General features: G+C 53.4%; 14 protein-coding genes. 6 read left to right on the top strand and 8 right to left on the bottom strand.

The genetic code is table 11. From position 1 onward, the window contains the following. Positions 1 to 10: 10 nt before the first annotated feature. Positions 11 to 823 (top strand): GTP cyclohydrolase FolE2, encoded by an 813-nt coding sequence (gene folE2 / locus CKX93_RS06275; RefSeq protein WP_076755810.1) that lies wholly within the window; start codon positions 11 to 13, stop codon positions 821 to 823. Here folE2 and bamC read toward each other — a convergent pair. Together bamC and dapA are read right to left on the bottom strand one after the other, a co-directional pair. Then, positions 820 to 1,953, bottom strand: a complete 1,134-nt coding sequence (gene bamC / locus CKX93_RS06270) for an outer membrane protein assembly factor BamC (protein WP_076755809.1) — start codon at positions 1,951 to 1,953, stop codon at positions 820 to 822. The two genes, folE2 and bamC, sit on opposite strands and share 4 nt — an antisense overlap. Before the next feature lie 4 nt (positions 1,954 to 1,957). Further along, positions 1,958 to 2,842: a 4-hydroxy-tetrahydrodipicolinate synthase gene (gene dapA, locus CKX93_RS06265; RefSeq protein WP_076755808.1), complete on the bottom strand. Its 885-nt coding sequence runs from the start codon at positions 2,840 to 2,842 to the stop codon at positions 1,958 to 1,960. A gap of 154 nt (positions 2,843 to 2,996) precedes the next feature. On the opposite strand from dapA, the gene CKX93_RS06260 reads away from it, so the two are divergent. The 3 genes from CKX93_RS06260 to CKX93_RS06250 all read left to right on the top strand — a co-directional run bounded on the left by CKX93_RS06260 (position 2,997) and on the right by CKX93_RS06250 (position 5,498). Continuing rightward, positions 2,997 to 3,551, top strand: a complete 555-nt coding sequence (locus CKX93_RS06260) for a glycine cleavage system transcriptional repressor (RefSeq protein ID WP_076755807.1) — start codon at positions 2,997 to 2,999, stop codon at positions 3,549 to 3,551. A 34-nt stretch (positions 3,552 to 3,585) separates the two neighbouring features. Next, positions 3,586 to 4,062: a peroxiredoxin gene (locus tag CKX93_RS06255; protein WP_076755806.1), complete on the top strand. Its 477-nt coding sequence runs from the start codon at positions 3,586 to 3,588 to the stop codon at positions 4,060 to 4,062. Positions 4,063 to 4,139: 77 nt separating this feature from the next. Next, entirely contained in the window at positions 4,140 to 5,498 is a 1,359-nt protein-coding gene (locus CKX93_RS06250) for a PhoH family protein (protein ID WP_234982840.1), read from the top strand. Between the two features lie 4 nt (positions 5,499 to 5,502). Here CKX93_RS06250 and CKX93_RS06245 read toward each other — a convergent pair whose 3' ends face one another. Genes CKX93_RS06245 through CKX93_RS06230 form a run of 4 tightly spaced genes read right to left on the bottom strand, consistent with a single transcriptional unit; the run spans position 5,503 to position 8,637 of the window. Next, positions 5,503 to 6,603 (bottom strand): AI-2E family transporter, encoded by a 1,101-nt coding sequence (locus tag CKX93_RS06245; RefSeq protein WP_076755804.1) that lies wholly within the window; start codon positions 6,601 to 6,603, stop codon positions 5,503 to 5,505. After that, positions 6,600 to 6,956: a Crp/Fnr family transcriptional regulator gene (locus CKX93_RS06240; RefSeq protein WP_338066001.1), complete on the bottom strand. Its 357-nt coding sequence runs from the start codon at positions 6,954 to 6,956 to the stop codon at positions 6,600 to 6,602. Before CKX93_RS06240 ends, CKX93_RS06245 begins: the two co-directional genes overlap by 4 nt. Positions 6,957 to 6,966: 10 nt before the next feature. Further along, on the bottom strand, positions 6,967 to 7,704 hold the full coding sequence (locus CKX93_RS06235; RefSeq protein WP_076755802.1) for a type 1 glutamine amidotransferase: 738 nt from the start codon (positions 7,702 to 7,704) through the stop codon (positions 6,967 to 6,969). Between the two features lie 30 nt (positions 7,705 to 7,734). After that, a complete protein-coding gene (locus CKX93_RS06230; RefSeq protein WP_076755801.1) occupies positions 7,735 to 8,637 on the bottom strand; it encodes a LysR family transcriptional regulator in 903 nt (300 codons plus the stop codon). 1 nt (position 8,638) lies between these two features. Here CKX93_RS06230 and CKX93_RS06225 point away from each other — a divergent pair, with 1 nt between their 5' ends. Next, the gene (locus CKX93_RS06225) at positions 8,639 to 9,160 is read left to right on the top strand and encodes an NINE protein (RefSeq protein WP_240076649.1); all 522 of its coding nucleotides are present in this window, start codon (positions 8,639 to 8,641) and stop codon (positions 9,158 to 9,160) included. Here the strand turns inward: CKX93_RS06225 and CKX93_RS06220 are convergent, their stop codons facing one another. Both CKX93_RS06220 and clpB read right to left on the bottom strand, forming a co-directional pair. Continuing rightward, the gene (locus tag CKX93_RS06220; protein ID WP_076755800.1) at positions 9,161 to 9,454 is read right to left on the bottom strand and encodes a hypothetical protein; all 294 of its coding nucleotides are present in this window, start codon (positions 9,452 to 9,454) and stop codon (positions 9,161 to 9,163) included. Continuing rightward, positions 9,447 to 12,026, bottom strand: a complete 2,580-nt coding sequence (gene clpB / locus CKX93_RS06215) for an ATP-dependent chaperone ClpB (RefSeq protein ID WP_200799829.1) — start codon at positions 12,024 to 12,026, stop codon at positions 9,447 to 9,449. Before clpB ends, CKX93_RS06220 begins: the two co-directional genes overlap by 8 nt. Positions 12,027 to 12,144: 118 nt before the next feature. On the opposite strand from clpB, the gene CKX93_RS06210 reads away from it, so the two are divergent. Next, entirely contained in the window at positions 12,145 to 13,596 is a 1,452-nt protein-coding gene (locus tag CKX93_RS06210; RefSeq protein WP_234982825.1) for an isochorismate synthase, read from the top strand. Positions 13,597 to 13,598 lie beyond the last annotated feature (2 nt).

The raw sequence follows: 13,598 nt of genomic DNA, 5'->3' as shown, positions 1-13,598 counted from the left end.
GAAACGAATGATGAACTCTACGGCCGCCACTGTTGTTACCAATATGCCTGACGTGCAGTCCAGTGCTGACACTCGCCAGATTCCCATTAACAAGGTGGGCATCAAAGACATCTTGCACCCGGTTCGCGTCAAAGATCGCTCCGGTGGCGAGCAGCACACGGTGGCTCGCTTCTCTATGTATGTGAACTTGCCACAGGATTTTAAAGGCACCCACATGTCGCGCTTCGTGGATATCCTCAACTCCCATGAGCGAGAAATTACCGTGGAGACCTTCAAACTCATGCTGCAAGAGGTGGCTGAGCGTCTTGAAGCAGAGTCAGGACATATCGAAATGTGCTTCCCCTACTTCATCAACAAAGCGGCCCCAGTATCTGGCGTCTGCAGCTTGTTGGATTATGAAGTGAGTTTCATCGGTGAGGTGAAAGACGGTGAGGCAGTGATGCGCATCAAGGTATTGGTGCCGGTAACGACACTGTGCCCCTGCTCCAAGGGGATTTCTCAATACGGCGCCCACAATCAACGCTCACATGTGACAGTGGACGCCCGCATCGCCGATTTCATCTGGGTGGAAGAAATCATTGATATGGTTGAAGCCGAAGCCTCATGCGAACTCTATGGGCTACTCAAGCGTCCTGATGAGAAATTCGTTACCGAACGGGCTTATGATAATCCGAAGTTTGTTGAGGATCTGGTGCGCGACGTGGCTTTGCGCCTGAATAATGAAGAGCGCATCCGCGCCTACACCGTCACCTCAGAAAACTTCGAGTCCATCCACAATCATTCCGCTTATGCGCTGATTGAGACGGACAAAGATCTGGCCTAAGAGCCGAACTGGTCACGAATGCGGGTGAGTACCACATCGTTTTCACGTTGCGATGCGGGCTCACCCTGCTGATTCTGAACGGTGATCCGCGTAAGCCCTTCGAACTCGCGAACAATGATCCTGAACTGAGTGTTCGTATCTACCCGCAAGTCTTCGCGACTAAAGACGCGCCCCAAAAACCCAGTCCTTTCAGCTTGATCTCGCTCCGGACGATAGGTGACGTAATAAATCCCGTTAGATCGATCGACGTCATCCACCAGTAACGAGGCTCGGTCCAACATCACACCCAAGCGCCGCCAAGTGGGCTCAAATTCACCCTGTACTTCAACATAAGGCGGCGTCGCATCCGATACCAGTCGTACTGCCGGCCCCACATCGACAAACTGCATACCGGTCGCCGCAGGCTCATCGGTCTGAATACCTGCCAGATGATTCATGATTTGTACCAACATTTGTGCTTCCGCTTCAGGGTCAGCAGGCACCATGGCCCAGCGAATCAAATCCTCGCGTTCAGCCACTTCCTCTGCGCCACGGTGACTGACAAAAATAGATGAGGCTTCGGCTGATTCCGGCTCAACCCGAACTCGGAATTGATTACGCATATTCGCATCGTAGCCATCACCAAACACACGAGCGATGAGACTGCGTAAGCCGCCCTCTTGGGGCAGTCCCGCACGGGTTTGCACCCAATCGGTTTCAAATACTCCGCGCTCAGGGGCGTCTACCGTTAAAGCCAACCCCTGCTCGCGAAAGAAGTTACGCATGGCAGGCCAAAGCTCATCGGCCGCGGCGTTGACATGCAGATAACGCACCGATCCCTCGCGACGAATCTCCATGCCATCGGGTACAGGCAAGACCCGCGCCACGGTTGCAGTTTGAGTTATGCCGGATTCTCTCTGTCCGGCAGGCATTTGACTGGCGGCGACTCGCCCTTCACCGATTTCAGGGATACGAAAACTGGGATCCACCGAGGGCGGAATCAAATCCGGGGGCACTTCAAGCGCCCGGGTTTGGGCTTCACGTGACGTCGGGTCACGATCTCCAAGAAGCCCACATCCGGCCAAACTCAGACTGCCCGCACAGGCCAAGGCCACTGCCAACATCATTTTTTTCGGCTTCAATTCAGTCATCTTTCTATGCCTTAAGAGTTATGCCTGCTCGGCGCAGAGCCTCACACAGAGGAGCTCGCAAAGCCTGCGACAATGGAGTAAGGGGTAGCCTGATTCCATCCGGTATCAAACCCATCGCGTACAGGGCCCATTTCACCGGGATCGGATTGGATTCCACAAACAGTGCCTGATGTAATTCCTTAATTGGGGCTTCTATGTCTCTCGCAGCATTTTCATCCCGTCGCAGCGCTGCAGCACACATCTGGTGCATGGCTGAGGGGGCGACATTGGCTGTGACCGATATATTGCCTTTGCCTCCCGCCAGAATAAAATCCAAAGCTGTGGGATCATCCCCGCTGTACAAATCCATTCGATCACCACAAAGCGCAACCAGTTCCGCGGCGCGCTGCAAATCTCCTGTCGCTTCCTTCAATCCGACGATATTGGAAATATCAGCCAGCCGATCCACAGTCTCAGGCAGCAGATCAACGGCCGTGCGCCCAGGAACATTATAAAGTATCTGGGGCATAGGGACGGCTTCAGCCACAGCGCGATAATGTTGATACAGACCTTCTTGCGTTGGTTTGTTGTAGTAAGGAGTTACCAACAAAGCAGCATCCGCACCCGCCTCCATCGCTAGCCGAGTCAGTTCAATTGCCTCTGTGGTTGAATTAGCCCCGGTGCCAGCAATAATAGGCAGGCGACCTTCAGCGAGTTGCACGCAACGACGGATCACCTCACAGTGCTCGGCGACATCTAAGGTGGCCGATTCGCCCGTCGTGCCCACCGCGACAATCGCATCCGTGCCCTGATCGATATGAAACTCAAGCAGATGCTCAAGCGCCTCAAAGGCCAAAGAGCCATCGCTATTCATCGGAGTGACCAAGGCCACCATGCTGCCGTGAAACATCCACATCTCCGCGCGGGAAAACCCCCTCATAGTACTGGTCAGCACGGGCAACCATCAAGCGCCAAAATCACGTAATCAATCGTAGGCAGCCGTGCAACAAACTGTTAACCTGTTTGCATTGAAAAGCCTGCCCAAAATAAAAGCCCACGCCGGAATGAGCGCAACCCAGAGACACAACAGAAAAACCCATCTGTTCGTGTGTGTTTCGGGCGAACATCGCCCCGGCCTCCTACCGATGTTGAGCTTTGTCATACTGGACTGTGGCTGCAGCGTCCAAGACAGTCATCTATCCGTCTGGGGCGACAGTTTTAGCTGTGCTTTGTTGATCAATGGGAATTGGAGCACGCTGGGCAAAGTGGAAAAAGCCCTAACGGAAATTGCCGCTGAAGCAGAGCTACAATTGCTCTCACGACACACCAGCACACCACAGCTCTCTAGCCAGACGCTGCCCTACTCGGTCGACATCATCGCCTTAGAACAACCGGACATTGTGCATCAGGTATTGACCTTTTTTGCTGCCCGAGACATCGAGATCCGGGAAATGAATACCCACGCCTACACGCCCTCACATTCAACAACTTCGCTTTTTACTGCTCACCTAGCGGTGGAAGTGCCAGCCGGGGAACACATCGCCTCACTGCGCGATGACTTTCTGGACTTGTGTGATGAATTAAACCTGGATGGGGTGATCGAACCCATCAAACCCTAAGTGGCTAGAAAAATTGAATATTGGAGAGAACCGTATGTCTGCTGTTGTTGTTGGCGAAAAAGTCCCGGAGTTCACTCTGGCGGCCACTGGGGATCAAGCAATCAGCTTGTCTTCTCTTTTGGGGCAAGGTTTTGTGGTGCTTTATTTCTATCCCAAAGATGACACCCCAGGATGTACCACAGAGGGTAAGGATTTCACCGAACATTTTTCCCGCATAGAGGCTGCCGGCGCACGCGTGCTGGGCATCTCTCGTGACAGCGTTAAATCTCATGAAAAATTCAAATGCAAATATGGCTTCCCATTCGAGCTATTGTCTGATGAGGATGAAAGCCTCTGCACGCTTTTTGACGTCATCAAAATGAAAAACATGTATGGCAAACAAGTGCGTGGGATCGAGCGCAGTACTTTTATCATCGACAACCAGGGCGTTTTGCGCCGCGAGTGGCGCAAGGTAAAAGTTCCTGGACATGTTGAAGAAGTGATTGCAGTACTCGAGGAACTCTCTGACTGATCACCTCTCAAAGGACTACCACATTGAAAAAGGAAATATCGGGCAAACGCCTGTTTGTGCTTGATACGAATGTGCTGATGCACGACCCCACGGCACTATTTCGTTTCAAGGAACACGATATTTTTCTGCCCATGGTGGTTCTTGAGGAGCTGGATCGAGCCAAGAAAGGCTTATCCGAGGTGGCCCGCAATGTGCGCCAAGTGAGTCGGTTTTTAGACGAAATCCTAGAGTCGTCCGACTCTAAAGACATTGCTTCTGGGTTACCTTTAACTGGCGCTATCGTGCCCCTTAGGGATGAGGCCACAGTCACCGGCCGTCTGTTCTTTGAGGTCAAAGCACAAGGCAGCCCTTTGCCTGACAACCTGCCCGGCAATACGCCCGACAACACCATTTTGGGTACTGCGTTAGCACTGCAAAGCCAGGCCAAGGACACGCGTGTCACGCTGGTCTCTAAGGACATCAACCTGCGCATTAAAGCCACTGTCATTGGCATTCATGCCGAAGATTATTTCAATGACCAGGTATTGGATGATGTCAGCCTGTTGTTCAGTGGCCGCTTTGATTTACCCGAAGACTTTTGGGAGACCCATGTCAAAACCATGGACTCATGGCAGGAGAGTGGCCGAACTTTGTACCGGATCTCTGGCCCGATTGTGGCGCAATGGCATCCCAACCAGTTTCTTTATAATGAGTCGGCGGAAGACTTCACCACCATCGTCCGCGCCATCGAAGGCGAAACCGCCTTAGTTGAGACCATACGCGACTTCACCAGCAATAAGCATTCGGTTTGGGGAATCCAAGCCCGCAATCGCGAGCAAAATTTAGCGCTGAATCTATTGATGGATCCCGATATTGACTTTGTGACCTTGGTGGGAGCCGCCGGCACCGGCAAAACCTTGCTCACTTTGGCTGCGGGTTTGGCGCAAACGCTGGATGATAAACGCTATTCAGAAATCATCATGACGCGGGTGACTGTGCCAGTGGGCGAAGATATTGGCTTTTTGCCCGGTACCGAGGAAGAAAAAATGACGCCGTGGATGGGCGCCTTGATGGACAACCTAGAAGTGCTGACCCAATCGGATGTTGGGGGTGATTGGGGCCGCGCCGCCACTCAAGATCTGCTGCGCAGCCGGGTGAAAATCCGCTCTTTGAATTTTATGCGCGGGCGTACTTTTTTGAACCGATTTATCATCCTAGATGAGGCGCAAAACCTTACCGCCAAACAAATGAAAACCCTAATCACCCGCGCCGGACCGGGAACCAAAGTCGTGTGTCTGGGAAATGTGGGCCAGATCGATACGCCCTATCTCACCGAGACCAGTTCAGGCCTGACTTTTGTGGTGGACCGTTTCCGGCATTGGCAGCACAGTGGTCATATGACCTTACAACGGGGCGAGCGCTCACGGTTGGCAGATTACGCCTCAGAGCAACTCTAAGGCGTCAGCTCGGGCTTTCTTCGGCATCAGCTGCACCCGCTGCCCCGACCTCAAGCCGATCCAGGCGCGGCCATGAGCGGATCACTGCATGGATTAAGGTCGCCAAAGGAATGGCAAAAAATACGCCCCATAAGCCCCAAAGGCCACCGAAGATCAGCACGGCGGCAATAATCGCAACGGGGTGGAGGTTGACCACTTCAGAGAACAACAAGGGCACCAGTACATTACCATCGAGGAATTGAATCACCGCGTATGCAATCAGCACATAGGCAAACTCTGAGGAAAGGCCGAACTGAAAATACGCCACCATGGCCACCGGCAAAGTCACTACGGCAGCACCAACATAGGGGATGATCACTGAGATACCCACCATGAAGGACAACAGCAACGCATAGTTTAGCCCGAAGAACCAAAAGGTCAGGTAGCTCACTGCCCAAACAATCAGAATCTCGAGAAACTTACCGCGGACATAACTGGCAATTTTCACGTTCACTTCTGCCCAAACCCTGTTGGCAAGATGGCGATCACGCGGCAAGAAACTGCTGATCCACGCCATGATGACTTGTTTGTCCTTGAGCATGAAGAAAACCATGAGTGGTACTACCACCAAATAAATCATAATGGTGACCACATGCATGGCCGAGTTAAGCGTGAAATTCACCACCCGTTGCCCTAAGGCGATGGTTTCGGCGCGAATCGCTCCCATGATATCCACGACCTGCTCTTCGGAGATGAACTGCGGATAGTGTTCAGGCAGTTGCAGCAATAATCCTTGACCCTGCACCACCATGGCAGGCAACTCCCGCACCAATTGCACAATCTGTTGGCTCAGCATCGGAATCAGCAAAAGTATGGAGGCGATGGTTAGGGTTAAGAAGACGATAAATACGATGGTGACCGCCAGAAGCCGCGGCAATCCGTAAGCCTGTAAGCGGCGCACACCGCCTTCAAGAAGGTAAGCAAAGATAATAGAAGCGAGAATCGGCGCCAGTAGCTTACCGGCAAAAATCATCACCAATGAGCCAAACAAAAGCAGTAGCGCAAGAATCACTACTTGAGGATTGGAAAAATGGCGCTGATACCAACGCTCAAGCACTGGAATCATCGACCACCTTCCCGATAAGACTGGTAGTGCTGCATAAATACCGCCTCAAGTTCTTCAATTACTTCAGTCGCGCACCGTCCCTGCATCACATGCTGAGACATCAGCATGGAAGTCTCGTTGAGTAATCGGGCTTTGTCCAGCATAGGATAGCTCGCGGATAAGCGTTTCATGGCTTGGACAACAGTCTCTTCAGGCGACCTCGGAAGCAGCTTAGGCGTTTGTAGCGGCAGCGCCTCCTGCCTGCCGGCTAGAAATTCCGCAAAATCCGCTAGCATCTCGGCTTTTTCTTCAGGCAGTTGCACCAGAGCCTGCAACAGCCGCTGTTTTACCTTGCGGTTACCCGCTGACATCATCACCGTCTCATCATTCCAGCGTCAGGTTAAATACCGGCATTTTGCGCCGCTCCTGCATCAGGCCCAGCTCTGCCACTAAGGCGACGACGACTTCATCGGTCACCTTCTGCATATTCAGCCACTCCATACGGGCCTCCGAGAGTAACTCACCGATATTGGGCGGGGGATTGTGCCCCTGCTCCATAATGATGTCCTCGAGCATGCCGGGCTTCATTTCAGGGCGAAATAACAAGCCATAAGTCAGTGCGTCTGGACGAATGGCTAACCAGCGTCCGTGCTCATCCACCAAGATGGGCTGCACGCCCTCTGGCAAATCGACACTGCCATGGAACAGCGCCAGCAGTTTTTTTCCATTGAGCGCCTCAGCCAGAGGATCGCCCTTCCCAGCCTCGGTGATTTGTGCGGTTACAAAGGCGCTGGTGTAGGCCGGTTCGGCCATAGCTTCACCGCCAGCGGCTTGTGCCACCAACAACCCACCCATACCCAAGCCAACGACGGGCCGTTTGGCCTTTTGGAACACCTTGATTAAACGGATCTCATCAGGCACCTGCGGATTATTCTCGGCATCAGCCGTCGGCCAAGCGCCTCCTAACAGCCATAAGCCATCAAATTGTGCGGCTGAGCCAGGCATGTCCTGACCAACGAATGGCCGATAATAGCTAAAACCGATATCGCGCTTTTCCAAGTGACTCTCAATAAGCCCCAAGAACTCGGCATAAGAATGCTGAACAACCGCATAGTTCTTCATCTTTGACCTCTCAGTCTGGGATGCCAGATTTCACGATGCATCCGGCTGACAATATTCGCGGGCAAAACTCAAGAGTTCCTCCATCGCCCGCAAACGAAATTTTTGCCGTTGATGGACAAATGAAAAGGGACGATTCAGACACGGATTTAAGGGAATGCTGGCCAGGCGTTTGAGGGTGAGTTCTTTTTCAATCGTGCTGACAGACAGAATGGAGACTCCCATGCCCGCTTCCACTGCACCTTTGATTGCTTCCGGACTGCCAAGCTCGAGGCTGACAGCTAGTGCGTTGCGCCCCATGCCTTGCTGTGCCAGATAATCCGCGATCACCTCACGAGTGCCCGAACCCTCTTCACGGCAGATGAAGGGGTAAGGCAGGACTTCCTCAATGTGGACGGAATGCTTTTTGGCCAAAGCATGATCAGGCGGTGTAACCACCACCAATTCGTCTAGGCGGCAAACCTCAACTTGTAGATTACGATTGGCGACCGGGCCTTCGACCACACCGAGATCGATGACATTGTTCTCTACCATGGAGATGATGCCCTCAGAGTTTGAGACACGCAGACGCAAATTCACTTCCGGGTAGCGCTTTTTAAAATCTCCCAATAAGGCCGGCAGCATATACTCGGCTATGGTCGTACTGGCACCCAAGGTAAGCGCCCCATTAACATCGCCGGTGATGTCACGAATGGCGTTCTCCATCTCCTTATAGGTCTCAAAGATGCGCTCCGCATGATTGAAAGCGGCACGGCCGGCCTCGGTTAGACTCACGCGATTGTGGGTGCGATCGAATAAGCGGGTATTGAAATACTCTTCAAGTTGACGCACCTGAAAGGTCACCGCTGGCTGGGTCATATGCAAGGCTTCTGCCGCCTTGGTAAAGGACAGCAAACGTGCCACGGTGTAAAAGACTTGCAGACGTCGGTCAGCCATTTTGCAAATTCCTGATCAAAATCGTACGTTGTGCATACTACCAGCCTTGAAGCCCAATCCAAGCATGTTGAAAAAATCCTGGAAACAAATGAATCTGCGCGGCGCCGGCTTACAAGCCGTCAATGCAAGTTTGACACGCCAGATGCGCCATCGCCGGACGGCCTATTTATTATTGCTCTTGGCGCCTTTGGGGCTGCATCGCTTCTACTTAAAAGAACTTTGGGGCGGGGTCGCTTATTTGTTGCTGGCCGTATTACTCATTCTCGGCTTAGTAACGGCCAATATCCCATTCGCGCTAATGGCCGGTGTGGCAATTGTCGTGTTTCTCGTCTTTGATGCCTTTTGGATCGATCGCCGTGTCAACGACTACAATAAAAGCTTACGCATGCGCATTTTTCTCCAGCCCGGCAAAAACACAGGCGAGGAAAAGCCTACAGAGACCAAGAAGCGCATGCCTTCTTTTGCCGATCAAGAAGCCATGCTGCGCGAAATGACCCGCAAAAAAGACGCCGACAATCCGTAATCAAGGATCACCAGGTTGCCATACCCCGAAGGCTTCACCTGCAGGCGCTTGTGCCGGAGCTGGCGCGGACTGACTGGCAACATCATCATGCACTTGACGCATGAACTGCGCCAACTGATCTAAAAATGCATCCCGCTGATGGGCGGGAATGGGCTGACAGCCCAACACATAACCGCTGACGGCGGATAGATATTGCACGGCAACCAGAGGATCCTGACAACGCTCATCATGCGCTGCCAGTATATCCTGCACCTGACTCACTAACTCACCCGATAATTGCAAGGTTTCACTCATGGGTATTCACTCCAAAACTCAGGGCATCATCCTGCACATCCACTTTTATCACGTCTCCGGGACCATATTCACCCCTGAGCAAGCGCTGCGCCAGAGGATTTTCTAGCTGTTGCTGAATGGCTCGTTTCAATGGCCGCGCGCCATAAACCGGATCAAAGCCTGCCTCGCCCAAACGATCCAAGGCCGTTTGACTGATGTTTATACGGATATCGCGTTCAGCCAACCGCTGGCGCAGGTAATCGAGTTGGATGGTGGTAATGGCACGAATTTGCTCTTGGCCAAGAGGATGAAACACCACTACCTCATCGATACGGTTGATAAATTCCGGACGAAAATGGGAACCCACCACCGCCATGACCGCTGACTTCATCTCATCATAGTGTTCCTCGCCGGCCATTTCCTGGATGATTTGCGAACCCAGATTAGAGGTCATCACAATGACGCTGTTGCGGAAATCCACGGTCCGCCCCTGACCATCGGTCAGGCGCCCATCATCTAATACCTGCAGCAACACATTGAAGACATCCGGGTGGGCTTTCTCCACCTCATCAAGCAGGATGACTGAGTAGGGCTTGCGCCGCACCGCTTCGGTTAGATACCCGCCCTCCTCATAGCCCACATATCCCGGAGGCGCGCCAATTAAGCGCGCCACGGAGTGTTTCTCCATGAACTCCGACATATCGATACGCACCATGGCTTCCTCGGTATCGAATAAAAAGCCGGCCAAAGCCTTGGTGAGTTCGGTCTTACCTACCCCTGTGGGTCCCAAGAACAGGAATGACCCATTGGGCCGGTTTGGATCGGACAGGCCCGCGCGAGAGCGGCGAATGGCATTGGCAACGGCTGTGACCGCCTCATTCTGACCTACCACCCTTTGTGTGATGACTTCCTCCATGCGCAGCAGTTTGTCGCGCTCGCCTTCCAGCATCTTGGCTACGGGAATCCCCGTCCAGCGCGAGACCACCTCCGCAATTTCCTCATCGGTAACATTGTTACGCAGCAACCGAGGTTCTTGTGTCATCTCCGGCGTGGCTTCCGCCAACTGCCTTTCTAACTCAGGGATACGCCCATACTGCAGCTCCGACATGCGGCCGAGATCACCCGCACGCCGTGCTGTTTCAAGGTCCATGCGCGCCCGTTCCAGCGCTTCTTTCACCGAGGCAGCGCCGGTAAGCGCCGCTTTTTCGGACTTCCAAATCTCTTCTTGATCAGAATATTCTCGATCCAGTCGCGCAATCTCGTCCTCAAGCGTCTTTAGGCGCTTGCGCGAGGCATCGTCGGATTCTTTTTTCAGCGCCTCGCGCTCAATTTTGAGCTGAATTAACCGCCGCTCCAGTCGATCCATGCTCTCCGGCTTGGAATCGATTTCCATTCGGATGCGACTGGCGGCCTCATCGATCAGGTCAATGGCCTTGTCAGGCAACTGACGATCGGTGATATAACGATGCGATAGCGTCGCAGCGGCAACAATGGCTGGGTCGGTGATATCGACGCCATGATGCACTTCATAACGTTCCTTCAAGCCACGCAAAATGGCGATCGTGTCCTCAACATTAGGCTCATCCACCAAAACCTTTTGGAAGCGTCGCTCAAGTGCCGCATCCTTCTCGATGTACTTGCGGTATTCATCTAGAGTCGTGGCGCCAATACAATGCAATTCACCGCGCGCCAAGGCAGGCTTGAGCATATTGCCCGCATCCATGGACCCCTCAGCCTTACCGGCACCCACCATGGTGTGCAGTTCATCAATAAAGAGAACGATCTGGCCCTCCTGTTTGGCCAAATCTTTGAGCACCGCTTTGAGCCGCTCTTCAAAATCACCGCGAAATTTAGCACCGGCAATCAAGGCACCCATATCCAACGACAATACACGCCGACCCTTTAGACCCTCGGGCACCTCATCATTGATTATGCGTTGCGCTAAACCCTCAACAATGGCGGTCTTACCGACGCCCGGCTCGCCAATTAATACTGGATTATTCTTGGTGCGCCGCTGCAATACCTGAATCGCACGGCGAATTTCTTCATCACGACCGATGACAGGATCCAGCTTGCCCTGCTCAGCGCGCTCAGTCAGATCAATGGTGTACTTCTCTAAAGCCTGACGTTGCTCCTCAGCGCCGGGGTCATTGACCGCCTGCCCACCACGCAGCTGTTCAATGCCCTGCTCAATGGACTGGCGCGAGGCGCCGACCTGGCGCAGCAAATCAGTAACCTCGCCCTTGCCCTGCAACAAAGCAAGCACGAACAATTCGGAGGAAATGAACTGATCTTTGCGCTGTTGCGCCAGCTTGTCGCAGATATTGAGCAGACGCGAAAGATCATTAGCCACATGCACATCGCCAGCCGCCCCCTCAACGCGAGGCAAGCGCTCAAGGGCCTCGCCTAATTGTGAGCGCAGGAGGTTAACATTAGCGCCCGCCTGCGCCAGTAGTGGCCGAACCGAGCCGCCTTGCTGATCAAGCAGCGCAATCATCAGGTGCGCGGGCTCGATCATTTGATGATCCCGACCGATGGCCAAAGACTGAGCATCAGCCAATGCCTGCTGAAACTTACTGGTCAGTTTGTCCATACGCATTTTGAAGATTCCTTGATTTGAGTGTCTGATTACAGGCTTAGATGGGGTCATCGATACGGCTTTTCAAGGTAAACTGTGGGGGTTTGCACAAAGAGGAATTTCAGGAATCCCCGTGTCTTCCCCTAGTCAATCAAACCGGCAACAGCGCTTATTGGACGGTGAGTCAGGAGCTTTCGCTGACCCAGCCTCAATGCCATCTATTGATCGGGCCCAGCTGGATCCAATCGCCGCGGATGTCGCCTTGCAGCGATTGATTGATGCCGCCAAACAATGGCATTTTCAGGCCGGTAGGCTATTGCACGCTACCGAGTCCGTAGGTCATCTTGATGCCTTTCAATGGCTGCATCATAACCCTCTGGGTGAACGCTGCCTGTGGCGCAGCCGCGATGGCCAGACCCTGTGGGCAGGCATTGGCGCCGCTGTTGTGCTCACCGCCAGCGCCGACGGTGATTATGATGACCTATTCACACACATGCATCATGTGCTGGAACATCATGACAAAGCCTTTCTGGGCGGGATCGCATTTAATCATCGCCCCGGCGATTCAGAGTGGCAGGACTTTCCCGCAGCGCGTTTTATTCTTCCTGCGGTAGCACTTCGCCAGCAGGGCGACCACCATGAACTCCAGATCAACTTATATGCCAGCAGCCATGAGGCATTTGTTAGGCAGCGACAACAGCTGGTGCATACCCTAGAGTCCTTGAAATTGGCTTGGCCTGAACACATCGACCCAGCCTCCTCGGACCCCGTGCAACGACAGGATCACATGGTATTTTCAGCCTGCCGCCGACGGATTCATGAGGTGTTGCATCAAATTGACCAAGGAGAGCTTGAAAAAGCAGTATTGGCCAGGCGCGTCGACGTTCTGCTGGACCATGTTGTGCCGGCATTCCCGGTGCTACAGCGTTGGCAAAAAAACAATCAAGGCTGCTTCGCTTTTGCCTTTGAGATGGGCTCCAGCCTGTTCATGGGCTGTACACCAGAGCGTTTATTCCGGCGTGAAGGTCATTACATTGCCACCGAAGCTTTGGCGGGAACGATGACGCGAGACAGCAACCCTGAGACGGACGCCTTCCTGGCCCGTGAACTTCTCAACGATCCCAAACTTAGCTTGGAGCATCAGTTGGTGGCGGGCTTTATCCAAGCCCAACTGCAGCCTTTAACCGAGCAGCTTTACAGCCCCAGTCTGCCGGGCGTAATCAAACTAGACCGCATTCAGCATCGTTATTTGCCCATCTCCGGCCAGCTCCGCCCCGGGGTGAGTGATGCACAGTTGCTGAGCTGCCTGCATCCCACTCCAGCGGTGTGCGGTGTGCCAAAAGTGGCTGCGCAGGCGCTGATTCAGCAGCTAGAGGCCACACAAAGGGGTTGGTACAGCGGCGCTGTGGGTCTGGTATCGCCACAAACGGTGGAATTTGCGGTGGCCATTCGCTCTGCTTTGGTGCGCGGCAATCAGGTCTCCTGTTTTTCAGGCGTGGGCATTGTTGCCGGCTCGGAACCAGAGACTGAATGGCAGGAACTGGAGGCCAAAATCTCATCTTTTCTTGATGCCCTGATGCGCTGAGC

It is taken from the genome of Ectothiorhodosinus mongolicus (assembly GCF_022406875.1).
In the GTDB taxonomy this organism is placed as follows: Bacteria; Pseudomonadota; Gammaproteobacteria; order Ectothiorhodospirales; family Ectothiorhodospiraceae; genus Ectothiorhodospira; species Ectothiorhodospira mongolica.
The sequence above is the reverse complement of the archived record's forward strand: the minus strand, read 5'-3'. Positions and strand labels throughout refer to the sequence as shown.

What these genes read in the sequence shown, in the direction of transcription:
- folE2 (WP_076755810.1), top strand. Translation starts at nt 11, where the DNA reads ATGAACTCTACGGCCGCCACTGTTGTTACCAATATGCCTGACGTGCAG.
- bamC (WP_076755809.1), bottom strand. Translation starts at nt 1,953, where the DNA reads ATGACTGAATTGAAGCCGAAAAAAATGATGTTGGCAGTGGCCTTGGCC.
- dapA (WP_076755808.1), bottom strand. Translation starts at nt 2,842, where the DNA reads ATGTTTCACGGCAGCATGGTGGCCTTGGTCACTCCGATGAATAGCGAT.
- CKX93_RS06260 (WP_076755807.1), top strand. Translation starts at nt 2,997, where the DNA reads ATGAGCGCAACCCAGAGACACAACAGAAAAACCCATCTGTTCGTGTGT.
- CKX93_RS06255 (WP_076755806.1), top strand. Translation starts at nt 3,586, where the DNA reads ATGTCTGCTGTTGTTGTTGGCGAAAAAGTCCCGGAGTTCACTCTGGCG.
- CKX93_RS06250 (WP_234982840.1), top strand. Translation starts at nt 4,140, where the DNA reads ATGCACGACCCCACGGCACTATTTCGTTTCAAGGAACACGATATTTTT.
- CKX93_RS06245 (WP_076755804.1), bottom strand. Translation starts at nt 6,603, where the DNA reads ATGATTCCAGTGCTTGAGCGTTGGTATCAGCGCCATTTTTCCAATCCT.
- CKX93_RS06240 (WP_338066001.1), bottom strand. Translation starts at nt 6,956, where the DNA reads ATGATGTCAGCGGGTAACCGCAAGGTAAAACAGCGGCTGTTGCAGGCT.
- CKX93_RS06235 (WP_076755802.1), bottom strand. Translation starts at nt 7,704, where the DNA reads ATGAAGAACTATGCGGTTGTTCAGCATTCTTATGCCGAGTTCTTGGGG.
- CKX93_RS06230 (WP_076755801.1), bottom strand. Translation starts at nt 8,637, where the DNA reads ATGGCTGACCGACGTCTGCAAGTCTTTTACACCGTGGCACGTTTGCTG.
- CKX93_RS06220 (WP_076755800.1), bottom strand. Translation starts at nt 9,454, where the DNA reads ATGAGTGAAACCTTGCAATTATCGGGTGAGTTAGTGAGTCAGGTGCAG.
- clpB (WP_200799829.1), bottom strand. Translation starts at nt 12,026, where the DNA reads ATGGACAAACTGACCAGTAAGTTTCAGCAGGCATTGGCTGATGCTCAG.